Raw genomic sequence first — 17,943 nt, forward strand, 5'->3', positions numbered from 1 at the left:
GTTTAAAAAAACTGAAAACCTGGCCGTTTTTCACGGCCTTGGGGTCACAATATCACATTTTATTTTCCTAGCAAAGCTAAGGTTAACAATTCGCAACTTCTCTATACACAGCACTAAGTAGGGTCTGCTGAAAAAGCTTTTCGTGGGTGTGGGGTGTCGGTTTTTAAGGGTGTTAGGGATATGCTGACAATAAATCCGGTTATTAAAGACTGATTATTTATTCCCCCTTTGGCTCTTCTAGGTTCTGTGTGATAAGTTTAACTTACTATATGATCGATCGATCTTTGTGTCCTTTGTGTCTTTGTGGTTCGTTCCACCCCCTCGCTCTTGAGGAATGTATCTTAGAATACATTTTACCCACCAAAGCTGGGAGAGCCCCCCTTTTGCCTCTTGCCTTTTGCCTATCCTAATATGTTACCTATACTCAACGGATTTAGTATCAGTTGATGTTCTTGCTTGACATATTACGCAAAACGGAATAGCATTTGAATATGATTCAATCTTTCCGATGCAAGCATACGCGATTACTTTTTGAAGGAGGAGATCCGCCTCGTTTTCGTGGTTTCAAAGATACTGCTATTCGGAAGTTGACTCAATTAGATGCGGCTCAAACCTTAGAGTTTCTGCGCTCTCCACCAGGCAATCAACTTGAAGCTTTAAAAGGCGATAGAAAAGAACAATATAGTATTCGGATTAATTCTCAGTTTCGATTATGTTTTATCTGGACAAATAATGGACCTACTGATGTTGAAATTGTTGATTATCACTCATAAATAATTAATTATGAATAACCGTCCTATTAATCAAATGCGACCCGTTCACCCAGGAGAAATTCTGCGGGAAGATTTTTTGATTCCTCTAAATATGAGCGTGAATGCTTTAGCTTTAGCCTTGAAGGTTCCTGCATCTCGTATTCATGAAATTGTTAAAGAACGTCGTTCTATTTCGGCTGATACGGCAGCAAGATTAGCCTGCTATTTTGGCGGAGATGCTGCTTCCTGGCTCAGTCTTCAAGTAATTTATGATCTGAAGACTTTATCTAACCGTGAGGAGATTATTCAGCAAATTCAGCCCCGTATTTCCGAACAAATTGCCTGATTTTTTAATTAGATTAAGTCCCAGAGATTAAAACACTTTCAAAAGGGTAAAAGGTACATGGGACGAACTCTACAAAATCGGCACTCACTCCTGCTGCTGCCCAAAAAGCGATCGCCCTTGGCGTTCCTATCCCGAGCAATGACAATTTCAAAGTTTAATCAACAAGATGACAGCGATCGCATTGAGCCTAGTCATAATGAAATTTACAACTGATAATAATAATTTCTGTTTCTGTAATTTTATAAACTAAGCGATGTTCATCATTAATGCGTCTTGACCAATAACCCTTGAGTTGATGTTTTAAGGGTTCGGGTTTACCGATTCCAGAGAAGGGATGGCGCAATATGTCGTCAATTAAATCAACGATTTTTTTATAGAGTTTTTTGTCTTCTATCGCCCATTCATTGAATTGTTTAAAAGCTTTCGGATCAAATACTATATTTTTCACGCCATTCTTTTACGGTAATTGTCACTAAGTTTTCTTTATTTTCTATTCTGTCAATAGCTTCCGATAATTGACGCTGATTGGCTTCTGTTGAAAGAAGATATTCGGTTGTATCGGGTTCAGAATCAGACACTAAAATAATAATATCCACATCTGTTCCTTCTTCTAGTTCCGTAGAATAAAGCTCTATTTTTCCTTCTCTGCCAACAATTCCTTTCTGTTTAATCGCTCTAATCATGATTTTTTCTCTTAAGATGTCAAACAATTATGGCTATTATATCAAAATCAGCATGAGTTAGAACTGTTGACAAGAAAAGCGATCGCACTAATGACACTCAAAGAGATCCCAGTTTTAAAGTTTAATCAACAAGATGACAGCGATCGCACTGCCATCAATGTGCATGGTGCGTTCCCCAAAAGCGATCGCTTTGTAGCAGGACTTGCATTAGGGAACGCACCCTACGGCTACGGCTGTTGACAAGAAAAGCGATCGCACTAATGACACTCAAAGAGATCCCAGTTTTAAGGTTTAATCAAGAAGATGACAGCGATCGCACTACGTTCTTCGGCATCACACTGACAGCTGCCATCAATGTGCATGGTGCGTTCCCCAAAAGCGATCGCTTTGTAGCAGGACTTGCATTAGGGAACGCACCCTACGGCGATAGCGGTCCTTGTATTGGAACTGCTATACCAGGAATATAAAGATTTATTAAAATGTATCGTAGAATACAATGCGGGGGGGGTTAATGTGTATACTCTATCTGCGACTTTTAGTTGGTTGTCCCTTAGCTAACCGGCAAAAGCAGCGCAGCTCAATTCTTAAATCCCAGATAAACCTAGATGATAAAAACTCTTGTTTCTTGTCTATTGGTGGTAGGAACAACCTCCTTAGCGGGAGTAATCGCCCCGGCTCAAGCCTTTACCCCTCTCTCCTTAACCAAAACCTTCAACAACCCCACCGCTGAAGATGACGACTATTTTGGCAGTTCCGTGTCCCTCAGTGGTACATCTGCCTTGATTGGGGCTCCTTACGATAACACCGGCGCACCGGGTGCGGGGTCAGCCTATTTGTTTGATACAACCACAGGCACCCTCAAGCAAACCTTCAACAACCCCACCCCGGCAAGTGCCGACAATTTTGGCTATTCCGTGTCCCTCAGTGGCACAACTGCCTTGATTGGGGCTCCTTACGATAGCACCGGCGCAACGAGTGCGGGGTCAGCCTATTTGTTTGATACAACCACAGGCAACCTCCTGAAAACCTTCAACAACCCCACCGCTGAAGATGACGACTATTTTGGCTATTCCGTGTCCCTCAGTGGCACAACTGCCTTGATTGGGGCTTATCGGGATGACACCGGCGCAACGAATGCGGGGTCAGCCTATTTGTTTGATACAACCACAGGCAACCTCCTGAAAACCTTCAACAACCCCACCGCTGAAGATTTCGACAATTTTGGCCTTTCCGTGTCCCTCAGTGGCACAACTGCCTTGATTGGGGCTCCTAGCGATAACACCGGCGCAACGGTTGCGGGGTCAGCCTATTTGTTTGATACAACCACAGGCAACCTCCTGAAAACCTTCAACAACCCCACCGCTGAAGATTACGACTATTTTGGCTATTCCGTGTCCCTCAGTGGCACATCTGCCTTGATTGGGGCTATTAACGATAACACCGGCGCAACGAATGCGGGGTCAGCCTATTTGTTTGAGACAACCACAGGCACCCTCAAGCAAACCTTCAACAACCCCACCCCGGCAGATTTCGACAATTTTGGCCATTCCGTGTCCCTCAGTGGCACATCTGCCTTGATTGGGGCTATTAACGATGACACCGGCGCAAAGAATGCGGGGTCAGCCTATTTGTTTGAGACAACCACAGGCACCCTCAAGCAAACCTTCAACAACCCCACCCCGGCAGATGGCGACAATTTTGGCAATTCCGTGTCCTTCAGTGGCACATCTGCCTTGATTGGGGCTCCTAACGATAGCACCGGCGCACCGACTGCGGGGTCAGCCTATTTGTATCAAGAAACTCAAACAGTGCAAGTGCCTGAACCATCCTTAACTATCCTGGGTACAGGAGTGGTTTTAGGTGTTCTACCTTTTCTTAAAAAAGGGAAAAAGGACAAGGAGAAAGATGTCTAGAAAATAGCGAGGGAGACAAAATTATTTGTAGGACGGGTTAGCGGTAGCGTAACATGATCAGTCCTTGGGTTTCATGCTTCTACGTTCTTCGGCATCGCACTTAGACTGACAGCTGCCATCAATGTGCATGGTGCGTTCCCCAAAAGCGATCTCTGGAGTAATAGGACTTGCATTAGGGAACGCACCCTACAGCACTAATTTTATTTTCTTAGCCAATTGATTAAAAGATTTTTAATCCGTATTAGTCTTTCTGGTGAGATAGTTCCTAAACGTGCATTGATTACAGATGATTCGACACTTGTTAATCGTCCTAGTCGAATTAAAGAAGCCACTTTAAGTCCAGTAGTAATATAGTCAGAATCTGAGGTATTAATAATTTCGTCAAATCCTAGAGTAGCTTGATGGAGACGAGAAGAAATTAAAGCAAGTAATAAATCACGATGGCGACTTGGTGAAATAGCAATAATTAAAGCTGGACGCAGTTTTCCTGATTTCAAGTCTGCTTGAGGAAAACGAATTAGAACAATATCACCTGGTTTCATGGTTGATAAATTTCTTGAGCATCTGCTAGGGAATATTCAATTTCATCTCCTTCTTTGAAAAATTGCTCTAATGAAAATTTTTGCCAGTCTTCATCTTGCCAATTAGTATATTCTGAAATGTTGTTTGGCTCAGGGGAAATTAATCGGGTAAAGTTGGCAATTTTTTCAACAATGTCATCAGGTAATCGGTCAATCTGTTGGTGAAGTTCTTCACGAATTGTAGCAGACATAAGTTTAATGATTTGATTAAGGTGTAGAATGGATATTATTGATTATAACTCAGATATTGGGTGGTAATTTGGGAAAAAGTAATGTTGGGTTTCTACCAGATCAGAGATCGCACTACGTTCTTCGGCATCGCACTCCTCATCCCCAAAAAGCGATCGCCCTTGGCGTTCCTATCCCAAGCAGTGACAATTTTAAAGTTTAATCAACAAGATGACGGCGATCGCACTTTTAAATGCCAAAGCGATCACTCTAACCACTAACTTTTTTAGCTTCTTGATTTTTTTTATACATTTCAAGAAAAAGGTATTTCCAAAAAGAATTTTCTAAATTTTTTATTTCACAGTCTTGTAATGGAGTATTTTTAAGATATTCTAAAGTTTCCTGATGTCTAGCAGCAACACGGCAACCAGTATAAGCTCTACCATTAATGAATTGTAGTTCATTAAGAAACCTAGAATCCAGTGGAGAGAAACTACTGTCAATAGAATGAAATCTTAGGTAATTAGTTGGACTGATAGGAAAATAGAATTCAGGTTCCCAACAATTATATAAAACTGGGGAAGCACTAATAACATATTCGTCTTTTCTATCCAATGATTTTGGACTAACACTACTTAACGTTAAATCGTTAAGTTTTTGGATTAAAACTTGAATATCTGTAAACAAATTAGCATGAATATGTTTAATCGAATCCTCTCCTAACATTTTATCTAAATATTCAAAAGACGACCAGCGCGGGTCATTTTTGAGGTCATGTAGAGAGATTTTTTTCTGCTTATCCAAATCATAGATTTTTTGTTTAAGTTCTAGATACTCCTTTTGAGGAGCTTTTAAGATTTCAGAAAACGAAATTGATTCGTTTCTGACTGCGGCACATCTAAGCCATTGAAATGCCATGAATTCATTGATTTTTTCTCGTTCTTGGGTGGTCAAGTTTTCCACCCCATTTTCAATAATTGAGGCTATTATAGATGGAGCTTGAGCATCAATATTTTCAAACCATGAATCATAGTTTTCTTCGTTAGTTTTGAAGTAGTTGTTTTGTTCAAAAGTTCTATTTATAGCTTTTGGTAGTATTGCAAGTTGATTGTTTTTGTGAAGAATGACGAATATTTTCTCCTTTTTTTTGCATGAAGAAAAGTTTCTAAGTACTGCTTGGGTTACGAAATGTTGACGATCTTTCATATATTAAAATACGATATTTAGTTTAATTAATATTATAGCTGTGTTTTTGGCTAATTGTCGAGTGACGGCGATCGTCTAAATTTCTACGGGAAATTTTTGTAAAATCCTTCTCGACTCTCTATTTTGAGAATTTCGATAACTTCGCCATCCCAAAAAATTCCAATACGATAGCTGTAGTCAAATTTAATGCGATAATATCCTGAGAAGCCTTTTAGTGCTTCAAGATCGGGGATTTCGGATAGTGATTGAGAATTTCCAATTGCTTCAATACATTTTCTAACTTTTGCAAGAATTTTTTGGTCGTTAATTTTATCTAAATCTTTTTTGAAGCGTTTGGCAATTTGATATTTCATTGAGGCAAACTCTCCAAGAGAGATTGAGACTCTAATTCAGATAAAAATCCTTCTTTTCGAGAATCTTCACAAGCTAAATAAAGGATAAAGTCTTCTAATTCAGAGGAATTATTTTGAAATAAAAGTTGTAGAAAGCCTTGTCGGATTTCTAGTGGTAAGGTTTGAAAGAGGTTATAGAAACCTGTGCTAGTTAGCAAAGAATCTGTAATTTCTGTTTGACTCACGGCTGTTTTTTCCTTTTTTACGCAGTCTTTATTTAAATTATATCACCATCAAGCTTTCTAAAAAATCAGCGTTGCCGAAGGCACTGCGAAGCAGACCGCACTTTCAAAAGCCAAAGTGATCGCAATTTTCAAGTTTAATCAACAAGATGACGGCGATCGCACTACAAGATCGGCAATCATAGTTCAATTCCATTGATCCAAATTTCATACTCGCTTATATCAACTTCATCATTCCAAACGATTCCGCTACCTGATGGATCAAGTTGAAAGTTTTTAAAGAAAGCATAGTTTTTAAGGGAAGAAAACATCGTTTTTTCTAGTAGATTTTCACAGTTATATTTTCTAGCTTGATGATTAGAAAAATGCACCAATATAGTATAATTTTCAATGATTTCGGCTGATGTTATTTTGGGATAAAGCATTGTTTTATTTCAAAGGTGGTAATTTATTAAATTCTTGAGTGTTCCACATTTTCAATAATTCTGATTGATAGATTGTTGCCCATTCTACAACCATTTTTGTGGCTCTATTAGGTAAGTCTCCTTCAATGATTTCTAAGGTTTCCAGATTAAATAGGGCGTTATATTCTCCATAAATCGCATGAAAATGGGGAGGTGGATGATCGGCAAAAAAGATTTTAATGATAATTCCATAAAATCGAGTAATTTCTGGCATAAATCTATTTTTATAAGTCTTGCTTTATGACAAAAATATTATAACAAAGCTTGTTGGGTTTTGTTACCTCGACCTAAACGACAAGATCAGCAATCGCACTCCTCATCCCCAAAAAGCGATCGCCCTTGGCGTTCCTATCCCAAGCAATGACAATTTCAGAGTTTAATCAAGAAGATAACAGCGATCGCACTGCCATCAATGTGCATGGTGCGTTCCCCAAAATTGATCGCTTTGTAGCAGGACTTGCATTAGGGAACGCACCCTACGGCTGTTTTTTTCTGACTTCAGCAGACTAACGGCTAAACTCACCTGCGTGCGGAGCGCATCAGGTGTAGCGACTTTTTAGCCTTGATTTATATTCTACTGTTTTATATTTTAAATCTTCAAGAAATTCAAAATAAATATTTTTCTGATCAATTTTATGGATATTATCAATAGTTGAAAGTATATCATCACATTCTTGTGCATTTGCTCCATTCATTCCATATAGAATTCCCGCAGGGTATTCATGACCACAGAACTGAAGCCAATCTATAAACTTACAAATATATGTCGTCTTTACCCACTCATCATCTGGAAAACTATTTAACAACTCTATTAATAATTGCCGTTCACTTTTATATTCAAATTTTTCCCACAACTCTTGATCAGAATAAAAATGTTGAATATGTTTTATTAATAATTTTGTTTCCTGAAGTTTACCTTCATGGTATCCACTAAGCAGGTGAGGAAATACTATTCCTTTAAAAAGTATATGATTTATATTGTTACTTTCACCATCATTTAAAATTTCATTTAATAAATTATTATCATTCGTTTCTTTCCAATATAAAACCAATTCGTTGGCGATGATGTTTGCCTTTTTTCGCAAACCATCACTCAGTAGTTTCTTGTATAAAAGATATTTTTCCATGACTTTATAGGCTAACTATTGATTATACAGAAACTTTCTGTCTAACAGTCCTCAGAGTAACGATAGGTGGAAACTTTCGGCATACTGCTCCATTTTAGCGCAATTGCTGGAACTTTTCCCCATATCATACCCAAGAGCATATTAGCCAGATTAAACAACCTCTTTTAAGTGGATTCCTAACAACAAGCTCAAATAAAATCGACGTTTCGGGAAGTGTAGCACTAAGTCTTCAATCCACCCCACAATTACCTAATTTTCGGGAAAAAAGTGCCTAAATTTTGCCACCGGCTGGCACTTTTTGAGGACAAAAAGTCTAAAAGTATTCTCCAACAATGTTTTTAGCTCTATTCAGCCGACCCTATTTATTGGTGTACTTGCAAATGAAGGACATAATGACCTAAAATCAAGTTATCTGACCATAATTCGTACTCTAGACGCAAATATTCGGGGAAATTATCCCCCTCTAATTGGAGACTACGGGTATAGTTGCGGACGCGAAAAGCGTAACCCGGTTGAGAACTTTCGGCATTTAACCAGAAGCGACTGACACCAAAAACCCCTTGCTCCCAAAAATGACGATAGGCGAATCTTCCCTGGCCCTGCATGGTCATAATTACCCGATTGGCCGAAATTTCTAGCCAAATTAATTTATTTTGATTATTTTTGGGTTTAAGTGTCTCTATTTCTGCGAGAGCGACTGGGGGTTGATTGAGGAGAAGATGAAACCGGTGGCGATCCTTTTGGTAGAGGGTAGCGGAAGTGTCTAAAGAGGAGAGGATGGGTAGATCTGTCGAGAGCAGACAGAGGGAGACGGGACGGCGGTGATGAGCAAGCATAGACTAGACTTAATGGTGTCCTTATCTCCACAATAGTTGATTCTCTGCCCACCGCTACCAGCACCGGAAATTTTTTTGAGAAAAAATCCAGAAAGCACTTGCATTATTGAGGGACTTATGATTATAATTATTAATTGTGAGTAGCCTTCCTCGGTAGCTCAGTGGTAGAGCGGTCGGCTGTTAACCGATTGGTCGTAGGTTCGAATCCCACCCGGGGAGTTAATCAGAAATAGAAGCGGCAATAAAAAACTATTGCCGCTTTTTGCTCTGACTAGAGAATTTCAGCGATCGCATTTTCTGGGCCGACTAAAGAAATGTAAGGATTTTGAAAATATTTGCTGGCTACCGATCGCGCTTGTTCGGGAGTAATCTGATTAATAGAATCCAGGAAAGTGCGATCGAATTCAATCCCCAAACCTAAGCTTTCATACCAACCGTATAATTGAGCGATTTCGGAGTTAGTTTGTTTACCGAGAGCATATTGACCCAATAACTTATTTTTAGCTGACTGTAACTCCCCCTCACTCAAAGTTACTTTATATAACCTTTCTGCTTCCTGACGCAATCCCGACACGGCGATCGCTGTATTTTGAGGTGCAGTTCCCATATAAATGACAAATTGGGAAGAATCGAGACGGGTGGGATAAAAAGCGGAAACATCGTAGGCTAATCCCCGTTTTTCTCGCAATTCCACGAATAGACGACTAGATAACCCATTCCCCAGATAGGTACTCAATAATTTTAAAACGGCATAATCATCCTCTTGTACAGAGGACCCGGGGTATCCTAACATAACGATCGCCTGTTGACTAGCTTGGACGGTAGTTAAACAGGTGGGCTGAAAATCAAAAGCGGCCGGGGGTAAACTAGATAAAGGAATATCTGGAATTGACCAACTGCCAAAAATTTCCGTCACTGCTTTTACTGCTTGCTCTAGGGTAATACGGCCAGAAAGACTAATTACCAGGTTATCGGGACGGAAAAAGCGACTATGATAGGCCAGCAGCTCCTCCCGTTGCAATTGAGAAACCGTTGCCTCCGTACCCAATAAAGACATACCATAGGGATGATCGGGGTACATAGCGGCGCGTAATTGATTAAAAGCCACATTAAAAGGCTGTTCCAATTGAGAGCGAATGCTTTGACGGGTGAGATTTTTCTCTAATTCGATTTCTGGGGGTGGAAAACTGGGAAAACGAATAATTTCCGCCGCTAGACGCAATATATCTAAAAAATCCTTTGTAACGGTCTTTAAACTAACCACAAAATAATCAGTCCCCGTGTCCGCACTTAAACTGGCCCCCGTGGACTCAACGCGATCAGCAATTTCTAGGGAAGATAACTTTTCTGTACCTTTGGTGAGCAGCACGGCTAAAAGACGAAATAAACCCGCTTTTTCGGGTTTTTCCCAACGAGTACCCGCATTTTTGAGAAAAATCCTCCCTGCAACTAACTCCACGGCCGTATTTTCCACCACTAAAAGGGTGATGCCATTTTCTAAGGTTAAGCGGTGAATGGGGGAAGCGGACATCGTTTATTCACAGGGTTGCATTATTGTAATAGCATATCGCTCCGGGGAGAGATACTGACGAGCCAGACGTTGTAGATCTGACGGTTGAAAACTTTGGATAACTTGGGGATAGATCGTTGCTAGGTCGGCAGCTCTCAGGGTTTGATAATATCCATAGAGTCCCGCTAATTGGCCCGGGGTTTCTGTGGAGAAAATATAATCGTTAGCTAATAACTGTTGAGTGCGGTGTAATTCTGCGGGGGTGACGGGATCATCGTGCAGACATTGGAGGTGTTCACAGATAATACCTTCAATTGTCTCAGTTTCTGAGCTAGATAGCCAAGCACCGATGGTAAAGAGACTGGAATCTCGTTGCAGGGAAAAATTACTGTTAATATCGAGGACGATTTGCGCTTCTTCCCGCAGCTGTCGCACTAACCGCGAACAGCGTCCTCCGGCAAGAATTACCGAAATCAAGTCTAATCCAAAGGCATCTTCTAGGCGATCGCATCCTGGTCCAGTCCATCCCATCAAGAGACGAGAATGTTCTAGGTGGGGTAAATGTACTTGGGAACGACGAATTTCGATCAGGGGGGGTTCGGCAGCCACTAGATTCGCAGGGGATTCCGAGGGGACGGGAAATTCCCGAAAAGATTGCCGGATAATTTCTAAAGCTGGTTGGGGTTCAATTCCCCCGATAATCGCCACACACATATTTTCTGGTTGATAATAAGTGCGATGGAAACAGCGCATTTGATTGGGGGTTAATTGCTCTAAACAGGGTTGATCGCCTAGAATAGAGCGTCCGTAGGGATGGTTTTGATAGATACTTCCGCAGAGGGTTTGGTAGGCAATCCAATCGGGATCATCATAACAGGCCCGTAATTCTTCTAAAACTACATCTTTTTCCCGATAGAATTCCTCATCGTCAATCTCAGCATGGAGGAGAATTTCGGCCAGATGGGGTAAGGTATGTTCAATTTGATCCACACTGGTGGTGAGATAGAAGTGTGCGTAATCGTGACTGGTGGCAGCGTTGGTCATTCCGCCACAATTTTCGATTAAATAGTCAAAGAGTCCGGGGGGGAGTTTTTTCGTCCCCTTAAAGATCATGTGTTCGAGAAAATGGGCCATACCTAACCATGAGTCGGGTTCAGCGATCGCACCTGCTTTCACCCACACATCCACCACCACCACAGGAGTCACGGGTAAATACTGATGAATTACGGTTAAACCGTGATCTAATTGCCATACCTGAGCGGGAAAAGAACTCGTTTGACACTGCGCTATCGACTTGATCAATGTCCGTTAACCAGATTTTTTGTTAAATTCTATACCTAGGTTATCTTATTCTCTTGTCTGTTTAACCATTAAAAAACTTTTGTCATGATTTCTAGATAATTCCGCCAAATATCAGCTATCTTGAAGCCATCAGGAGTCAGGAGTCAGGAGACTCCGAGACAGGAGATTATTTTATTTATTCTCCCCACACCCCACACCCCACACCCCACACCCCACACCCCACACCCCACACCCCACACCCCACACCCCACACCCCAATTCATAATTCATAATTCCCCCCCCACACCCCACACCCCACACCCCACACCCCAATTCATAATTCATAATTCATAATTCATAATTCCCCCCCCACACCCCACACCCCAATTCATAATTCCCACTAACTAAATGACTGAGCAAGATACTGACTGGATAGGTTTGATGATCGGCAATTCTCGGCTACATTGGGGGTATTTTCGCGGTCAAACCCTGTTAGCTTGTCTCGATACTCCCCACCTGAGGGAACCCCTAAGTAATGAATTTTTGCAACAAATTTTCCCTAAACTCTTGACAAATAAATGTAACTGTGCATTGATTGTCGCATCCGTGGTTCCTAGCCAAAGAGAATTATGGGCAAATTATGGCAATTTAGGGATAATTACTTTAAAAGACATTCCTTTGCTGGATTTATATGCAACATTCGGCATTGATCGAGCTTTAGCTGTCTTAGGTGCTGGAGAAAAATACGGATTTCCCTGTTTAGTCATCGATGCGGGGACAGCCTTAACTTTTACGGGAGTGGATGGGGATAAAAAGCTAGTGGGGGGAGCAATTTTACCCGGGTTCAAGGTGCAATTAGCCAGTTTAAGGGAACGGACGGCAGCCTTACCAGAGGTGTCCTTACCGGAAAGATTACCCCAGATCTGGGCAAAAGAAACAGCAGAAGGGATAAGAAGTGGGATAATCTATACAATTTTGGCAGGAATAGAAAAATTCAGTCGGGAATGGTTAAATTTATATCCAGAGAGCAGGATAATTTTAACAGGGGGAGATGGGGACTTAATTAGGGATTACTGGCAAGAAAACGCCATTAAATCGCTCCTAGTGGATAAGACGATAATTTTTGAGGGAATTGCTGCAGTTAGGGGAATCTCCTCCTGTTTAATTGACAAAGGCGAACATATCTAGTAAAGTCGGAGAAAGTTTTCTCAACTTGGGAAATTTCTCAACAACTGGGCAAAAAATTCAGGATATAGTTATGGCGATCATTCTAGTAACCGGTTCTGCTGGTTTAATCGGTTCCGAATCAGTGAGATTTTTTTGTGATCGGGGTTATACCGTTGTCGGCATCGATAATAATATGCGTCAGGTATTTTTTGGTGAAGACGCTTCAACGGAGTGGAATCGAGCCAAATTATCCCAAGATTACGGGGATAAATACATTCACCATGCTGTGGATATTCGCGATCATGAAGCTATTTCAGCTATCTTTAAAACCTATAGTCATGATATATCCTTAATTATCCATACGGCGGCGCAACCTTCCCACGATTGGGCAGCTAAGGATCCCTATATGGATTTTAGTGTCAATGCTAACGGAACTTTAGTATTATTAGAAAATACTCGTCAACACTGTCCCCAAGCAGTATTTATTTTCTGTTCCACCAATAAAGTTTACGGGGATAGACCGAATGAATTACCTTTAGTAGAAAAAGAACTACGTTGGGAAATCTCGGAAAATCATCCTTATTTTGCTCAAGGTATTGACGAGTTGATGAGTATTGATGCTTGTAAACATTCTTTGTTTGGTGCCTCGAAAGTGGCAGCGGATGTGTTAGTACAGGAATATGGGCGTTATTTTGAGATGAAAACTGCCTCTTTTCGTGGCGGTTGTTTAACCGGTCCAAGTCATTCGGGAACCCAATTACACGGGTTTTTATCCTACTTGATGAAATGTACGATGATTGGCAAAGAATACAGTATTTATGGGTATAAGGGTAAGCAGGTACGCGATAATATTCATAGTTACGATCTCGTCAATGCTTTCTATCATTTTTATCAGGCCCCGCGAGTAGCAGAAGTTTATAATATCGGTGGTAGTCGCTTTAGTAATTGTTCCATGTTAGAAGCTATTCAAGAATGTGAAGCGATTGCGGATAAAAAGTTAAACTGGCAGTATGTAGAGACCAATCGTATTGGTGATCATATCTGGTGGATTTCTGATGTGAGTAAGTTTAAAAATCATTATCCTGATTGGCAGTTAACCTACACAGTAACGGATATTCTCAAGGAGATTTTTAGTCAAAACGTTAGCCGTTGGACTTAGGGTAAATCAAGAATTATTCTGGTCAATTTTTATCTGCTAGTTTTCCCTCGTTACCAAAGTGATTTTTAGCAAAATATACTGCTAGTAATTGAGGGACTATGTTAATTAGTTAGTAAGAGGATATTAATCGCAATATTGACCTAGAAAAACTAAACCAGAGCATATTTTAAGATACCATTATGTTAACTAAAATCTACAACAATAAAATTTTCCGATTTCTCATTGCTGGGGGAGTGGCATTTCTAATCAACTTATTCTTAATTTATTGGTTCATTGATGACTTGGGATTTAATACACCATTTTTGAAGAATGTTGCTAATGTCATTTCGATAGAAATATCTTTAATTGCTAGTTTTTTTATCTATAGAATCTGGGTGTGGACTGGAGGAGATTGGACAATCAGAGATGTGATTTTGATACAACTTCCTCTCTATCATCTCTCGGCAGGTTTAGCAGTTTTACTGCGAGTTTTCTTGATATTTCCCTTCTTAAACTGGTTAGGAATTAGCCCCGGAGTTAACACAATGATCGGGGTTTTAGTGGGTGCTAGTATTAATTATGTCGCCAGTGATAGCCTAATTTTTAAACCCAAGAATAAGACTAATGAGACAGAAATGTACTATCCGGAAGGATTAGCACCAGCTTTCGAGATGGACGGTTACTCTCACCCACGTCAATCAAGGGATAACCATGGGGTAAAAACCCTATCAATAGTTATTCCTGCTTACAACGAAGAAGATTGCATCGAAAGCACAACTCACTTAATATCCGAACGTTTAGAAGAGGATAAAATTGATTATGAAATCCTAGTGGTTAATGACAATAGCAAAGATAACACCGAAGCAGTTCTGCAAAAAATCAACCAAGACAATCCTCGGATTCGCTACATCAATAACTATTATCCCAATGGTTTTGGTTTTGCGGTACGCTGTGGGTTAGAAAATTTTAGCGGGGATGCAGTTGCAGTAGTAATGGCAGATAATTCCGACTCTCCCGATAACATGGTGGACTATTATTATAAACTCCAAGAAGGCTACGATTGCGTTTTTGGTTCTCGTTTTATCAAAGGAGGAAAAGTTATTGATTATCCCAAGCACAAGTTATTCGTCAATCGTTTGGCTAATCTATTCATTCAAGTTTTATTTGGGCTAAAATTTAATGATACCACTAACGCCTTTAAAATCTATCGTAAGGAGGTTATCGAAGGAATCTCACCTCTACTATCTCACCATTTTAACTTAACAGTAGAGATGCCCTTAAAAGCAATCGTGCGAGGATATTCCTATACGACAATTCCCATCACTTGGCGCAATCGTACCACGGGGGTTTCCAAGTTAAAACTCAAGGAAATGGGCAGTCGTTATTTATTTATAGTTCTCTCTATCTGGTTAGAAAAACACCTTTCTAGAGGCGACTATAAGCGCAAACGGAAAAAAAATCAAGTTGTTTGATAATTATCATCTAGTGGAGTATTTTTGATGACTAGGCAAGTGTTAATTACTGGTGGTGCGGGTTTTGTGGGCAGTTCTTTAGGTTTGGGATTAGCCCAACGTTATCCTGATTGGAAAATTATCGCTTTAGATAACTTAAAACGTCGCGGTTCTGAATTAAATATTCCCCGTCTCAAACAAGCGGGAATTGAATTTGTTCATGGAGATGTCAGAAATGCGGAAGACTTAGAAGCATCCGCTTTGCCAGTGGATTTAATCCTAGAATGTTCGGCAGAACCTTCCGTTTTAGCTGGTTATAATTCCCCCGGCTATGTTTTGCAGACTAACTTAATTGGAACGATTAACTGTTTAGAATTAGCTAGACAAACCCAAGCAGATTTTATTTTTCTCTCCACCAGCAGAGTTTATCCTATAGCCTATCTTAATCAATTAAACTATACAGAAACAGATACTCGTTTTCAGTTATCTGAACAGCAAGATTTACCCGGGGTTTCTGCTTTTGGTATAAGTGAACGGTTTCCCTTAGATTTGCCCCGTTCTCTCTACGGTTCCACTAAGTTAGCATCGGAATTGATTATTGATGAATATGGGGATGCCTACGGATTAAGAACTTTAATTAATCGCTGTGGAGTTTTAACCGGTCCTTGGCAGATGGGAAAAGTTGATCAGGGAGTTTTTGCCCTTTGGGTAGCTAATCATTACTTTCAGAAGTCCTTAAAATATATCGGTTATGGGGGTACAGGGAAACAGGTTAGAGATTTTCTTCATGTAGCTGATTTACTCGATTTAATCGATATTCAGATTGCTAATTTAGAACAATTCAAAGGGCAGACTTTTAATGTGGGGGGTGGGCAAGATTTTTCTTTGTCTCTTTACGAAACCACCAAACTATGTCAAGAAATCACGGGCAATAGTATAATGATTGAGGCAATTCCCGAAAATCGCACCGGAGATATGCCAATTTTTATCACTGATTCTCGCAAAATCAGTTCTATAACTGGATGGCAACCCCAGCGAGACGGTAGAAAATTAATCCAAGATATTTTTGATTGGATTTATAATCATGAGAAGGAACTTAAAGGTATTTTTTAACTGAACAATTATGCAGAAAAAATCTCTCAAATCACCTGTAGTCGTCAAGGGAATACTAATTATCATTACCGCCTACTTTTTTCTGGCAAATTTGCCTAGTATTGATTGGCTAGAAATTGGTTTAGATGCTTCTTGGGCTTTTGCTATTAGTGATGCTGCCCATAAACAGTTAATTTTTGGACAAGATATTATCTTCACCTATGGACCCCTAGGCTATCTGGTTCATGGCACATCTTTAAATCACAACTTTTCCCAAATTATCTATTTTCGCTGGTTGATACACCTTTGTCTATTAGGGGTGGTTATTCTCAGATTATTATTTATTAAAAGCTATAGCAATCAAATAGTTTTTGTGCTGTCAATTATTTTTGCCACTCTAGTAGGAAATCCCTACACCAGTATCGGCTTTACTGTTGATTATCAGATGACATTTATCCTTTTGATACTCATGTCTTTTGATAACTTTTTTCAAAAGTACATCAATTATTTAGCTATAGCTATTGGCATGATCAGTGGGTTCTCTATACTCACTAAACTAACTCTAGGAATTTATCTAGCAGGCAGCCTGTTTATCTACATACTTGTTAATATTGTTCGGGGATATTTTCAGAAGTCACCATCGATAGTTATAAAAAATGTTCTCGCTGGTATCAACTTAACTTTAACCATTCCTTCCATTGCCTTTATTTTTCTCTATCCAGCTGCCTCTAACCGAGCCTTTATTCACATTATAGTTAATTTTTGCATTGCCGGAGGAGTAGCTTTGGCTCTCTGGTTTATCGTCAGATATACTCACCTATCAGCACCCCCCGTATTAAGGGAGGCAAGGGGGATCAAAGGCAGAATCTATCTTCTATTTAATCAGAACCACTTGCTTAACTTGTTACCTCTGTTAGTATTTTATGGGCTTTATGGGTTACTTCTCGTCCAAACAATTAATCTAAATAATTTTCCCTCTCTCATGGAATATTTGAGCAATTCTTGGCAAATTTCTTCTGGTTATTCCAGTGCGATGAGTATTGTAGGAAATTACCCGCGTTTACTAATTGCTTTGCTCTGTTTTGCCTTAAGTTTGCTTTTAATGTCGCTGGCAATTATAGACCAAAAAATTAGTCTGGCTATTGCCTATATTTTCCCTATATTTTTATCATTTAAGCATGGATTTGTTAGGCAAGATGCTCACGTTGTTGTTTTTACACTTGTGGTTATTATCTTAGCTTCTCTCTATACAACAATTATTAAAAAATCTCGGTTTAAGAAAATTGCTTATTGTGCTTGGGGAATAATTTTTTTGGGATGTATTATTATCACCTCTAGTCCTAATTCAACCATACTGGAAAATGCTCGCCAGTGGAGTAATTTCAGTCCCGATAGAGTGGTTAATAATATTGGGGTGGTCATTTCCTCTATCCTTAATCCCACAGAATTAAAGATGCGAGGTGAAAGAAGTACAACTCAAAATTTACAAGTCATTGCTACCGCTACCAAAATACCCGATTCTGTGCTGGAAAAAGTGCAAGGCAAAACTATTGATATAATTCCCTGGGAATTTTCACTTATTCCGGGCAATCAGCTTAATTGGAAACCGAGGCCGATTATTCAATCCTATTCTGCTTATACAGAAAAACTGGAT

Annotated in this window: 24 protein-coding genes and 1 tRNA gene; 12 read left to right on the forward strand and 13 right to left on the reverse strand. The window is 39.9% G+C overall.

Annotated features, from left to right (window positions below):
- Nucleotides 1-491 precede the first annotated feature (491 nt).
- The gene (locus tag IM450_RS09655) at nt 492-773 is read left to right on the forward strand and encodes a type II toxin-antitoxin system RelE/ParE family toxin (RefSeq protein ID WP_002795678.1); all 282 of its coding nucleotides are present in this window, start codon (nt 492-494) and stop codon (nt 771-773) included.
- Nucleotides 774-783: 10 nt separating this feature from the next.
- Nucleotides 784-1,098, forward strand: coding sequence for a HigA family addiction module antitoxin (locus tag IM450_RS09660; protein ID WP_002801551.1), 315 nt, complete (start codon nt 784-786; stop codon nt 1,096-1,098).
- Between the two features lie 187 nt (nt 1,099-1,285).
- Here the strand turns inward: IM450_RS09660 and IM450_RS09665 are convergent, their stop codons facing one another.
- Both IM450_RS09665 and IM450_RS09670 read right to left on the reverse strand, forming a co-directional pair.
- Nucleotides 1,286-1,546, reverse strand: a complete 261-nt coding sequence (locus tag IM450_RS09665; RefSeq protein WP_002735847.1) for a Txe/YoeB family addiction module toxin — start codon at nt 1,544-1,546, stop codon at nt 1,286-1,288.
- Nucleotides 1,527-1,781 (reverse strand): hypothetical protein, encoded by a 255-nt coding sequence (locus IM450_RS09670; RefSeq protein WP_287670948.1) that lies wholly within the window; start codon nt 1,779-1,781, stop codon nt 1,527-1,529. Before IM450_RS09670 ends, IM450_RS09665 begins: the two co-directional genes overlap by 20 nt.
- A gap of 90 nt (nt 1,782-1,871) precedes the next feature.
- Here IM450_RS09670 and IM450_RS09675 point away from each other — a divergent pair, with 90 nt between their 5' ends.
- The 3 genes from IM450_RS09675 (at nt 1,872) to IM450_RS09685 (ending at nt 3,694) form a co-directional block, all read left to right on the forward strand.
- Nucleotides 1,872-2,021 carry a hypothetical protein gene (locus IM450_RS09675; RefSeq protein ID WP_287670950.1) on the forward strand — a complete coding sequence of 50 codons (150 nt, stop codon included), beginning with the start codon at nt 1,872-1,874 and terminating at the stop codon, nt 2,019-2,021.
- A 20-nt stretch (nt 2,022-2,041) separates the two neighbouring features.
- Nucleotides 2,042-2,248, forward strand: a complete 207-nt coding sequence (locus IM450_RS09680; RefSeq protein WP_287670952.1) for a hypothetical protein — start codon at nt 2,042-2,044, stop codon at nt 2,246-2,248.
- A 138-nt stretch (nt 2,249-2,386) separates the two neighbouring features.
- On the forward strand, nt 2,387-3,694 hold the full coding sequence (locus IM450_RS09685) for an FG-GAP repeat protein (RefSeq protein WP_287670954.1): 1,308 nt from the start codon (nt 2,387-2,389) through the stop codon (nt 3,692-3,694).
- A 200-nt stretch (nt 3,695-3,894) separates the two neighbouring features.
- On the opposite strand, the gene IM450_RS09690 is transcribed toward IM450_RS09685, so the two are convergent.
- Both IM450_RS09690 and IM450_RS09695 read right to left on the reverse strand, forming a co-directional pair.
- Nucleotides 3,895-4,236, reverse strand: coding sequence for a type II toxin-antitoxin system PemK/MazF family toxin (locus tag IM450_RS09690; RefSeq protein WP_002801547.1), 342 nt, complete (start codon nt 4,234-4,236; stop codon nt 3,895-3,897).
- Nucleotides 4,233-4,466 carry a hypothetical protein gene (locus tag IM450_RS09695; RefSeq protein WP_002801545.1) on the reverse strand — a complete coding sequence of 78 codons (234 nt, stop codon included), beginning with the start codon at nt 4,464-4,466 and terminating at the stop codon, nt 4,233-4,235. The genes IM450_RS09690 and IM450_RS09695 overlap by 4 nt, the downstream gene beginning before the upstream one ends.
- 81 nt (nt 4,467-4,547) lie before the next feature.
- On the opposite strand from IM450_RS09695, the gene IM450_RS09700 reads away from it, so the two are divergent.
- The gene (locus tag IM450_RS09700) at nt 4,548-4,724 is read left to right on the forward strand and encodes a hypothetical protein (RefSeq protein WP_287670956.1); all 177 of its coding nucleotides are present in this window, start codon (nt 4,548-4,550) and stop codon (nt 4,722-4,724) included.
- On the opposite strand, the gene IM450_RS09705 is transcribed toward IM450_RS09700, so the two are convergent.
- From IM450_RS09705 to IM450_RS09735, 7 genes are all read right to left on the reverse strand, one after another.
- Complete coding sequence (locus tag IM450_RS09705; RefSeq protein ID WP_287670958.1) at nt 4,714-5,649, reverse strand: DUF4238 domain-containing protein; 936 nt, start codon at nt 5,647-5,649, stop codon at nt 4,714-4,716. The two genes, IM450_RS09700 and IM450_RS09705, sit on opposite strands and share 11 nt — an antisense overlap.
- An 83-nt stretch (nt 5,650-5,732) precedes the next feature.
- Entirely contained in the window at nt 5,733-6,002 is a 270-nt protein-coding gene (locus IM450_RS09710; RefSeq protein ID WP_158199688.1) for a type II toxin-antitoxin system RelE/ParE family toxin, read from the reverse strand.
- On the reverse strand, nt 5,999-6,226 hold the full coding sequence (locus tag IM450_RS09715; protein WP_158199689.1) for a hypothetical protein: 228 nt from the start codon (nt 6,224-6,226) through the stop codon (nt 5,999-6,001). The genes IM450_RS09710 and IM450_RS09715 overlap by 4 nt, the downstream gene beginning before the upstream one ends.
- Nucleotides 6,227-6,402: 176 nt before the next feature.
- Nucleotides 6,403-6,648: a DUF2442 domain-containing protein gene (locus tag IM450_RS09720; protein WP_287670962.1), complete on the reverse strand. Its 246-nt coding sequence runs from the start codon at nt 6,646-6,648 to the stop codon at nt 6,403-6,405.
- Nucleotides 6,649-6,652: 4 nt separating this feature from the next.
- The gene (locus IM450_RS09725; protein ID WP_002736965.1) at nt 6,653-6,901 is read right to left on the reverse strand and encodes a DUF4160 domain-containing protein; all 249 of its coding nucleotides are present in this window, start codon (nt 6,899-6,901) and stop codon (nt 6,653-6,655) included.
- A 325-nt stretch (nt 6,902-7,226) separates the two neighbouring features.
- Nucleotides 7,227-7,814 (reverse strand): hypothetical protein, encoded by a 588-nt coding sequence (locus IM450_RS09730; RefSeq protein ID WP_287657630.1) that lies wholly within the window; start codon nt 7,812-7,814, stop codon nt 7,227-7,229.
- A gap of 362 nt (nt 7,815-8,176) precedes the next feature.
- Entirely contained in the window at nt 8,177-8,650 is a 474-nt protein-coding gene (locus IM450_RS09735) for a hypothetical protein (RefSeq protein ID WP_287670964.1), read from the reverse strand.
- A 147-nt stretch (nt 8,651-8,797) separates the two neighbouring features.
- Between IM450_RS09735 and IM450_RS09740 the strand changes: the two genes are divergently transcribed.
- Nucleotides 8,798-8,869: transfer RNA gene (locus IM450_RS09740), tRNA-Asn, on the forward strand.
- Between the two features lie 52 nt (nt 8,870-8,921).
- Here IM450_RS09740 and IM450_RS09745 read toward each other — a convergent pair.
- Nucleotides 8,922-10,181, reverse strand: coding sequence for a M16 family metallopeptidase (locus IM450_RS09745; protein ID WP_287670966.1), 1,260 nt, complete (start codon nt 10,179-10,181; stop codon nt 8,922-8,924).
- 3 nt (nt 10,182-10,184) lie between these two features.
- Nucleotides 10,185-11,462, reverse strand: coding sequence for a M16 family metallopeptidase (locus IM450_RS09750; protein WP_287670968.1), 1,278 nt, complete (start codon nt 11,460-11,462; stop codon nt 10,185-10,187).
- 387 nt (nt 11,463-11,849) lie between these two features.
- Here IM450_RS09750 and IM450_RS09755 point away from each other — a divergent pair, with 387 nt between their 5' ends.
- The 5 genes from IM450_RS09755 to IM450_RS09775 form a co-directional block, all read left to right on the forward strand.
- Complete coding sequence (locus tag IM450_RS09755; RefSeq protein WP_287670970.1) at nt 11,850-12,629, forward strand: pantothenate kinase; 780 nt, start codon at nt 11,850-11,852, stop codon at nt 12,627-12,629.
- Between the two features lie 70 nt (nt 12,630-12,699).
- Nucleotides 12,700-13,767 (forward strand): NAD-dependent epimerase/dehydratase family protein, encoded by a 1,068-nt coding sequence (locus IM450_RS09760; protein WP_002801532.1) that lies wholly within the window; start codon nt 12,700-12,702, stop codon nt 13,765-13,767.
- 179 nt (nt 13,768-13,946) lie between these two features.
- Nucleotides 13,947-15,218: a glycosyltransferase gene (locus tag IM450_RS09765; RefSeq protein ID WP_002801531.1), complete on the forward strand. Its 1,272-nt coding sequence runs from the start codon at nt 13,947-13,949 to the stop codon at nt 15,216-15,218.
- A 27-nt stretch (nt 15,219-15,245) separates the two neighbouring features.
- Nucleotides 15,246-16,310: an NAD-dependent epimerase/dehydratase family protein gene (locus tag IM450_RS09770; RefSeq protein WP_287670974.1), complete on the forward strand. Its 1,065-nt coding sequence runs from the start codon at nt 15,246-15,248 to the stop codon at nt 16,308-16,310.
- 10 nt (nt 16,311-16,320) lie between these two features.
- The coding region (locus IM450_RS09775) for a hypothetical protein (protein WP_287670976.1) at nt 16,321-17,943 on the forward strand (1,623 nt) is incomplete at its 3' end.

The organism is Microcystis sp. M083S1 (assembly GCF_020246405.1).
Classification (GTDB): Bacteria; Cyanobacteriota; Cyanobacteriia; order Cyanobacteriales; family Microcystaceae; genus Microcystis; species Microcystis aeruginosa_C.

What these genes read in the sequence shown, in the direction of transcription:
- IM450_RS09655 (WP_002795678.1), top strand. Translation starts at nt 492, where the DNA reads ATGATTCAATCTTTCCGATGCAAGCATACGCGATTACTTTTTGAAGGA.
- IM450_RS09660 (WP_002801551.1), top strand. Translation starts at nt 784, where the DNA reads ATGAATAACCGTCCTATTAATCAAATGCGACCCGTTCACCCAGGAGAA.
- IM450_RS09670 (WP_287670948.1), bottom strand. Translation starts at nt 1,781, where the DNA reads ATGATTAGAGCGATTAAACAGAAAGGAATTGTTGGCAGAGAAGGAAAA.
- IM450_RS09675 (WP_287670950.1), top strand. Translation starts at nt 1,872, where the DNA reads ATGACACTCAAAGAGATCCCAGTTTTAAAGTTTAATCAACAAGATGAC.
- IM450_RS09680 (WP_287670952.1), top strand. Translation starts at nt 2,042, where the DNA reads ATGACACTCAAAGAGATCCCAGTTTTAAGGTTTAATCAAGAAGATGAC.
- IM450_RS09685 (WP_287670954.1), top strand. Translation starts at nt 2,387, where the DNA reads ATGATAAAAACTCTTGTTTCTTGTCTATTGGTGGTAGGAACAACCTCC.
- IM450_RS09690 (WP_002801547.1), bottom strand. Translation starts at nt 4,236, where the DNA reads ATGAAACCAGGTGATATTGTTCTAATTCGTTTTCCTCAAGCAGACTTG.
- IM450_RS09695 (WP_002801545.1), bottom strand. Translation starts at nt 4,466, where the DNA reads ATGTCTGCTACAATTCGTGAAGAACTTCACCAACAGATTGACCGATTA.
- IM450_RS09700 (WP_287670956.1), top strand. Translation starts at nt 4,548, where the DNA reads ATGTTGGGTTTCTACCAGATCAGAGATCGCACTACGTTCTTCGGCATC.
- IM450_RS09705 (WP_287670958.1), bottom strand. Translation starts at nt 5,649, where the DNA reads ATGAAAGATCGTCAACATTTCGTAACCCAAGCAGTACTTAGAAACTTT.
- IM450_RS09710 (WP_158199688.1), bottom strand. Translation starts at nt 6,002, where the DNA reads ATGAAATATCAAATTGCCAAACGCTTCAAAAAAGATTTAGATAAAATT.
- IM450_RS09720 (WP_287670962.1), bottom strand. Translation starts at nt 6,648, where the DNA reads ATGCTTTATCCCAAAATAACATCAGCCGAAATCATTGAAAATTATACT.
- IM450_RS09725 (WP_002736965.1), bottom strand. Translation starts at nt 6,901, where the DNA reads ATGCCAGAAATTACTCGATTTTATGGAATTATCATTAAAATCTTTTTT.
- IM450_RS09730 (WP_287657630.1), bottom strand. Translation starts at nt 7,814, where the DNA reads ATGGAAAAATATCTTTTATACAAGAAACTACTGAGTGATGGTTTGCGA.
- IM450_RS09735 (WP_287670964.1), bottom strand. Translation starts at nt 8,650, where the DNA reads ATGCTTGCTCATCACCGCCGTCCCGTCTCCCTCTGTCTGCTCTCGACA.
- IM450_RS09745 (WP_287670966.1), bottom strand. Translation starts at nt 10,181, where the DNA reads ATGTCCGCTTCCCCCATTCACCGCTTAACCTTAGAAAATGGCATCACC.
- IM450_RS09755 (WP_287670970.1), top strand. Translation starts at nt 11,850, where the DNA reads ATGACTGAGCAAGATACTGACTGGATAGGTTTGATGATCGGCAATTCT.
- IM450_RS09760 (WP_002801532.1), top strand. Translation starts at nt 12,700, where the DNA reads ATGGCGATCATTCTAGTAACCGGTTCTGCTGGTTTAATCGGTTCCGAA.
- IM450_RS09765 (WP_002801531.1), top strand. Translation starts at nt 13,947, where the DNA reads ATGTTAACTAAAATCTACAACAATAAAATTTTCCGATTTCTCATTGCT.
- IM450_RS09770 (WP_287670974.1), top strand. Translation starts at nt 15,246, where the DNA reads ATGACTAGGCAAGTGTTAATTACTGGTGGTGCGGGTTTTGTGGGCAGT.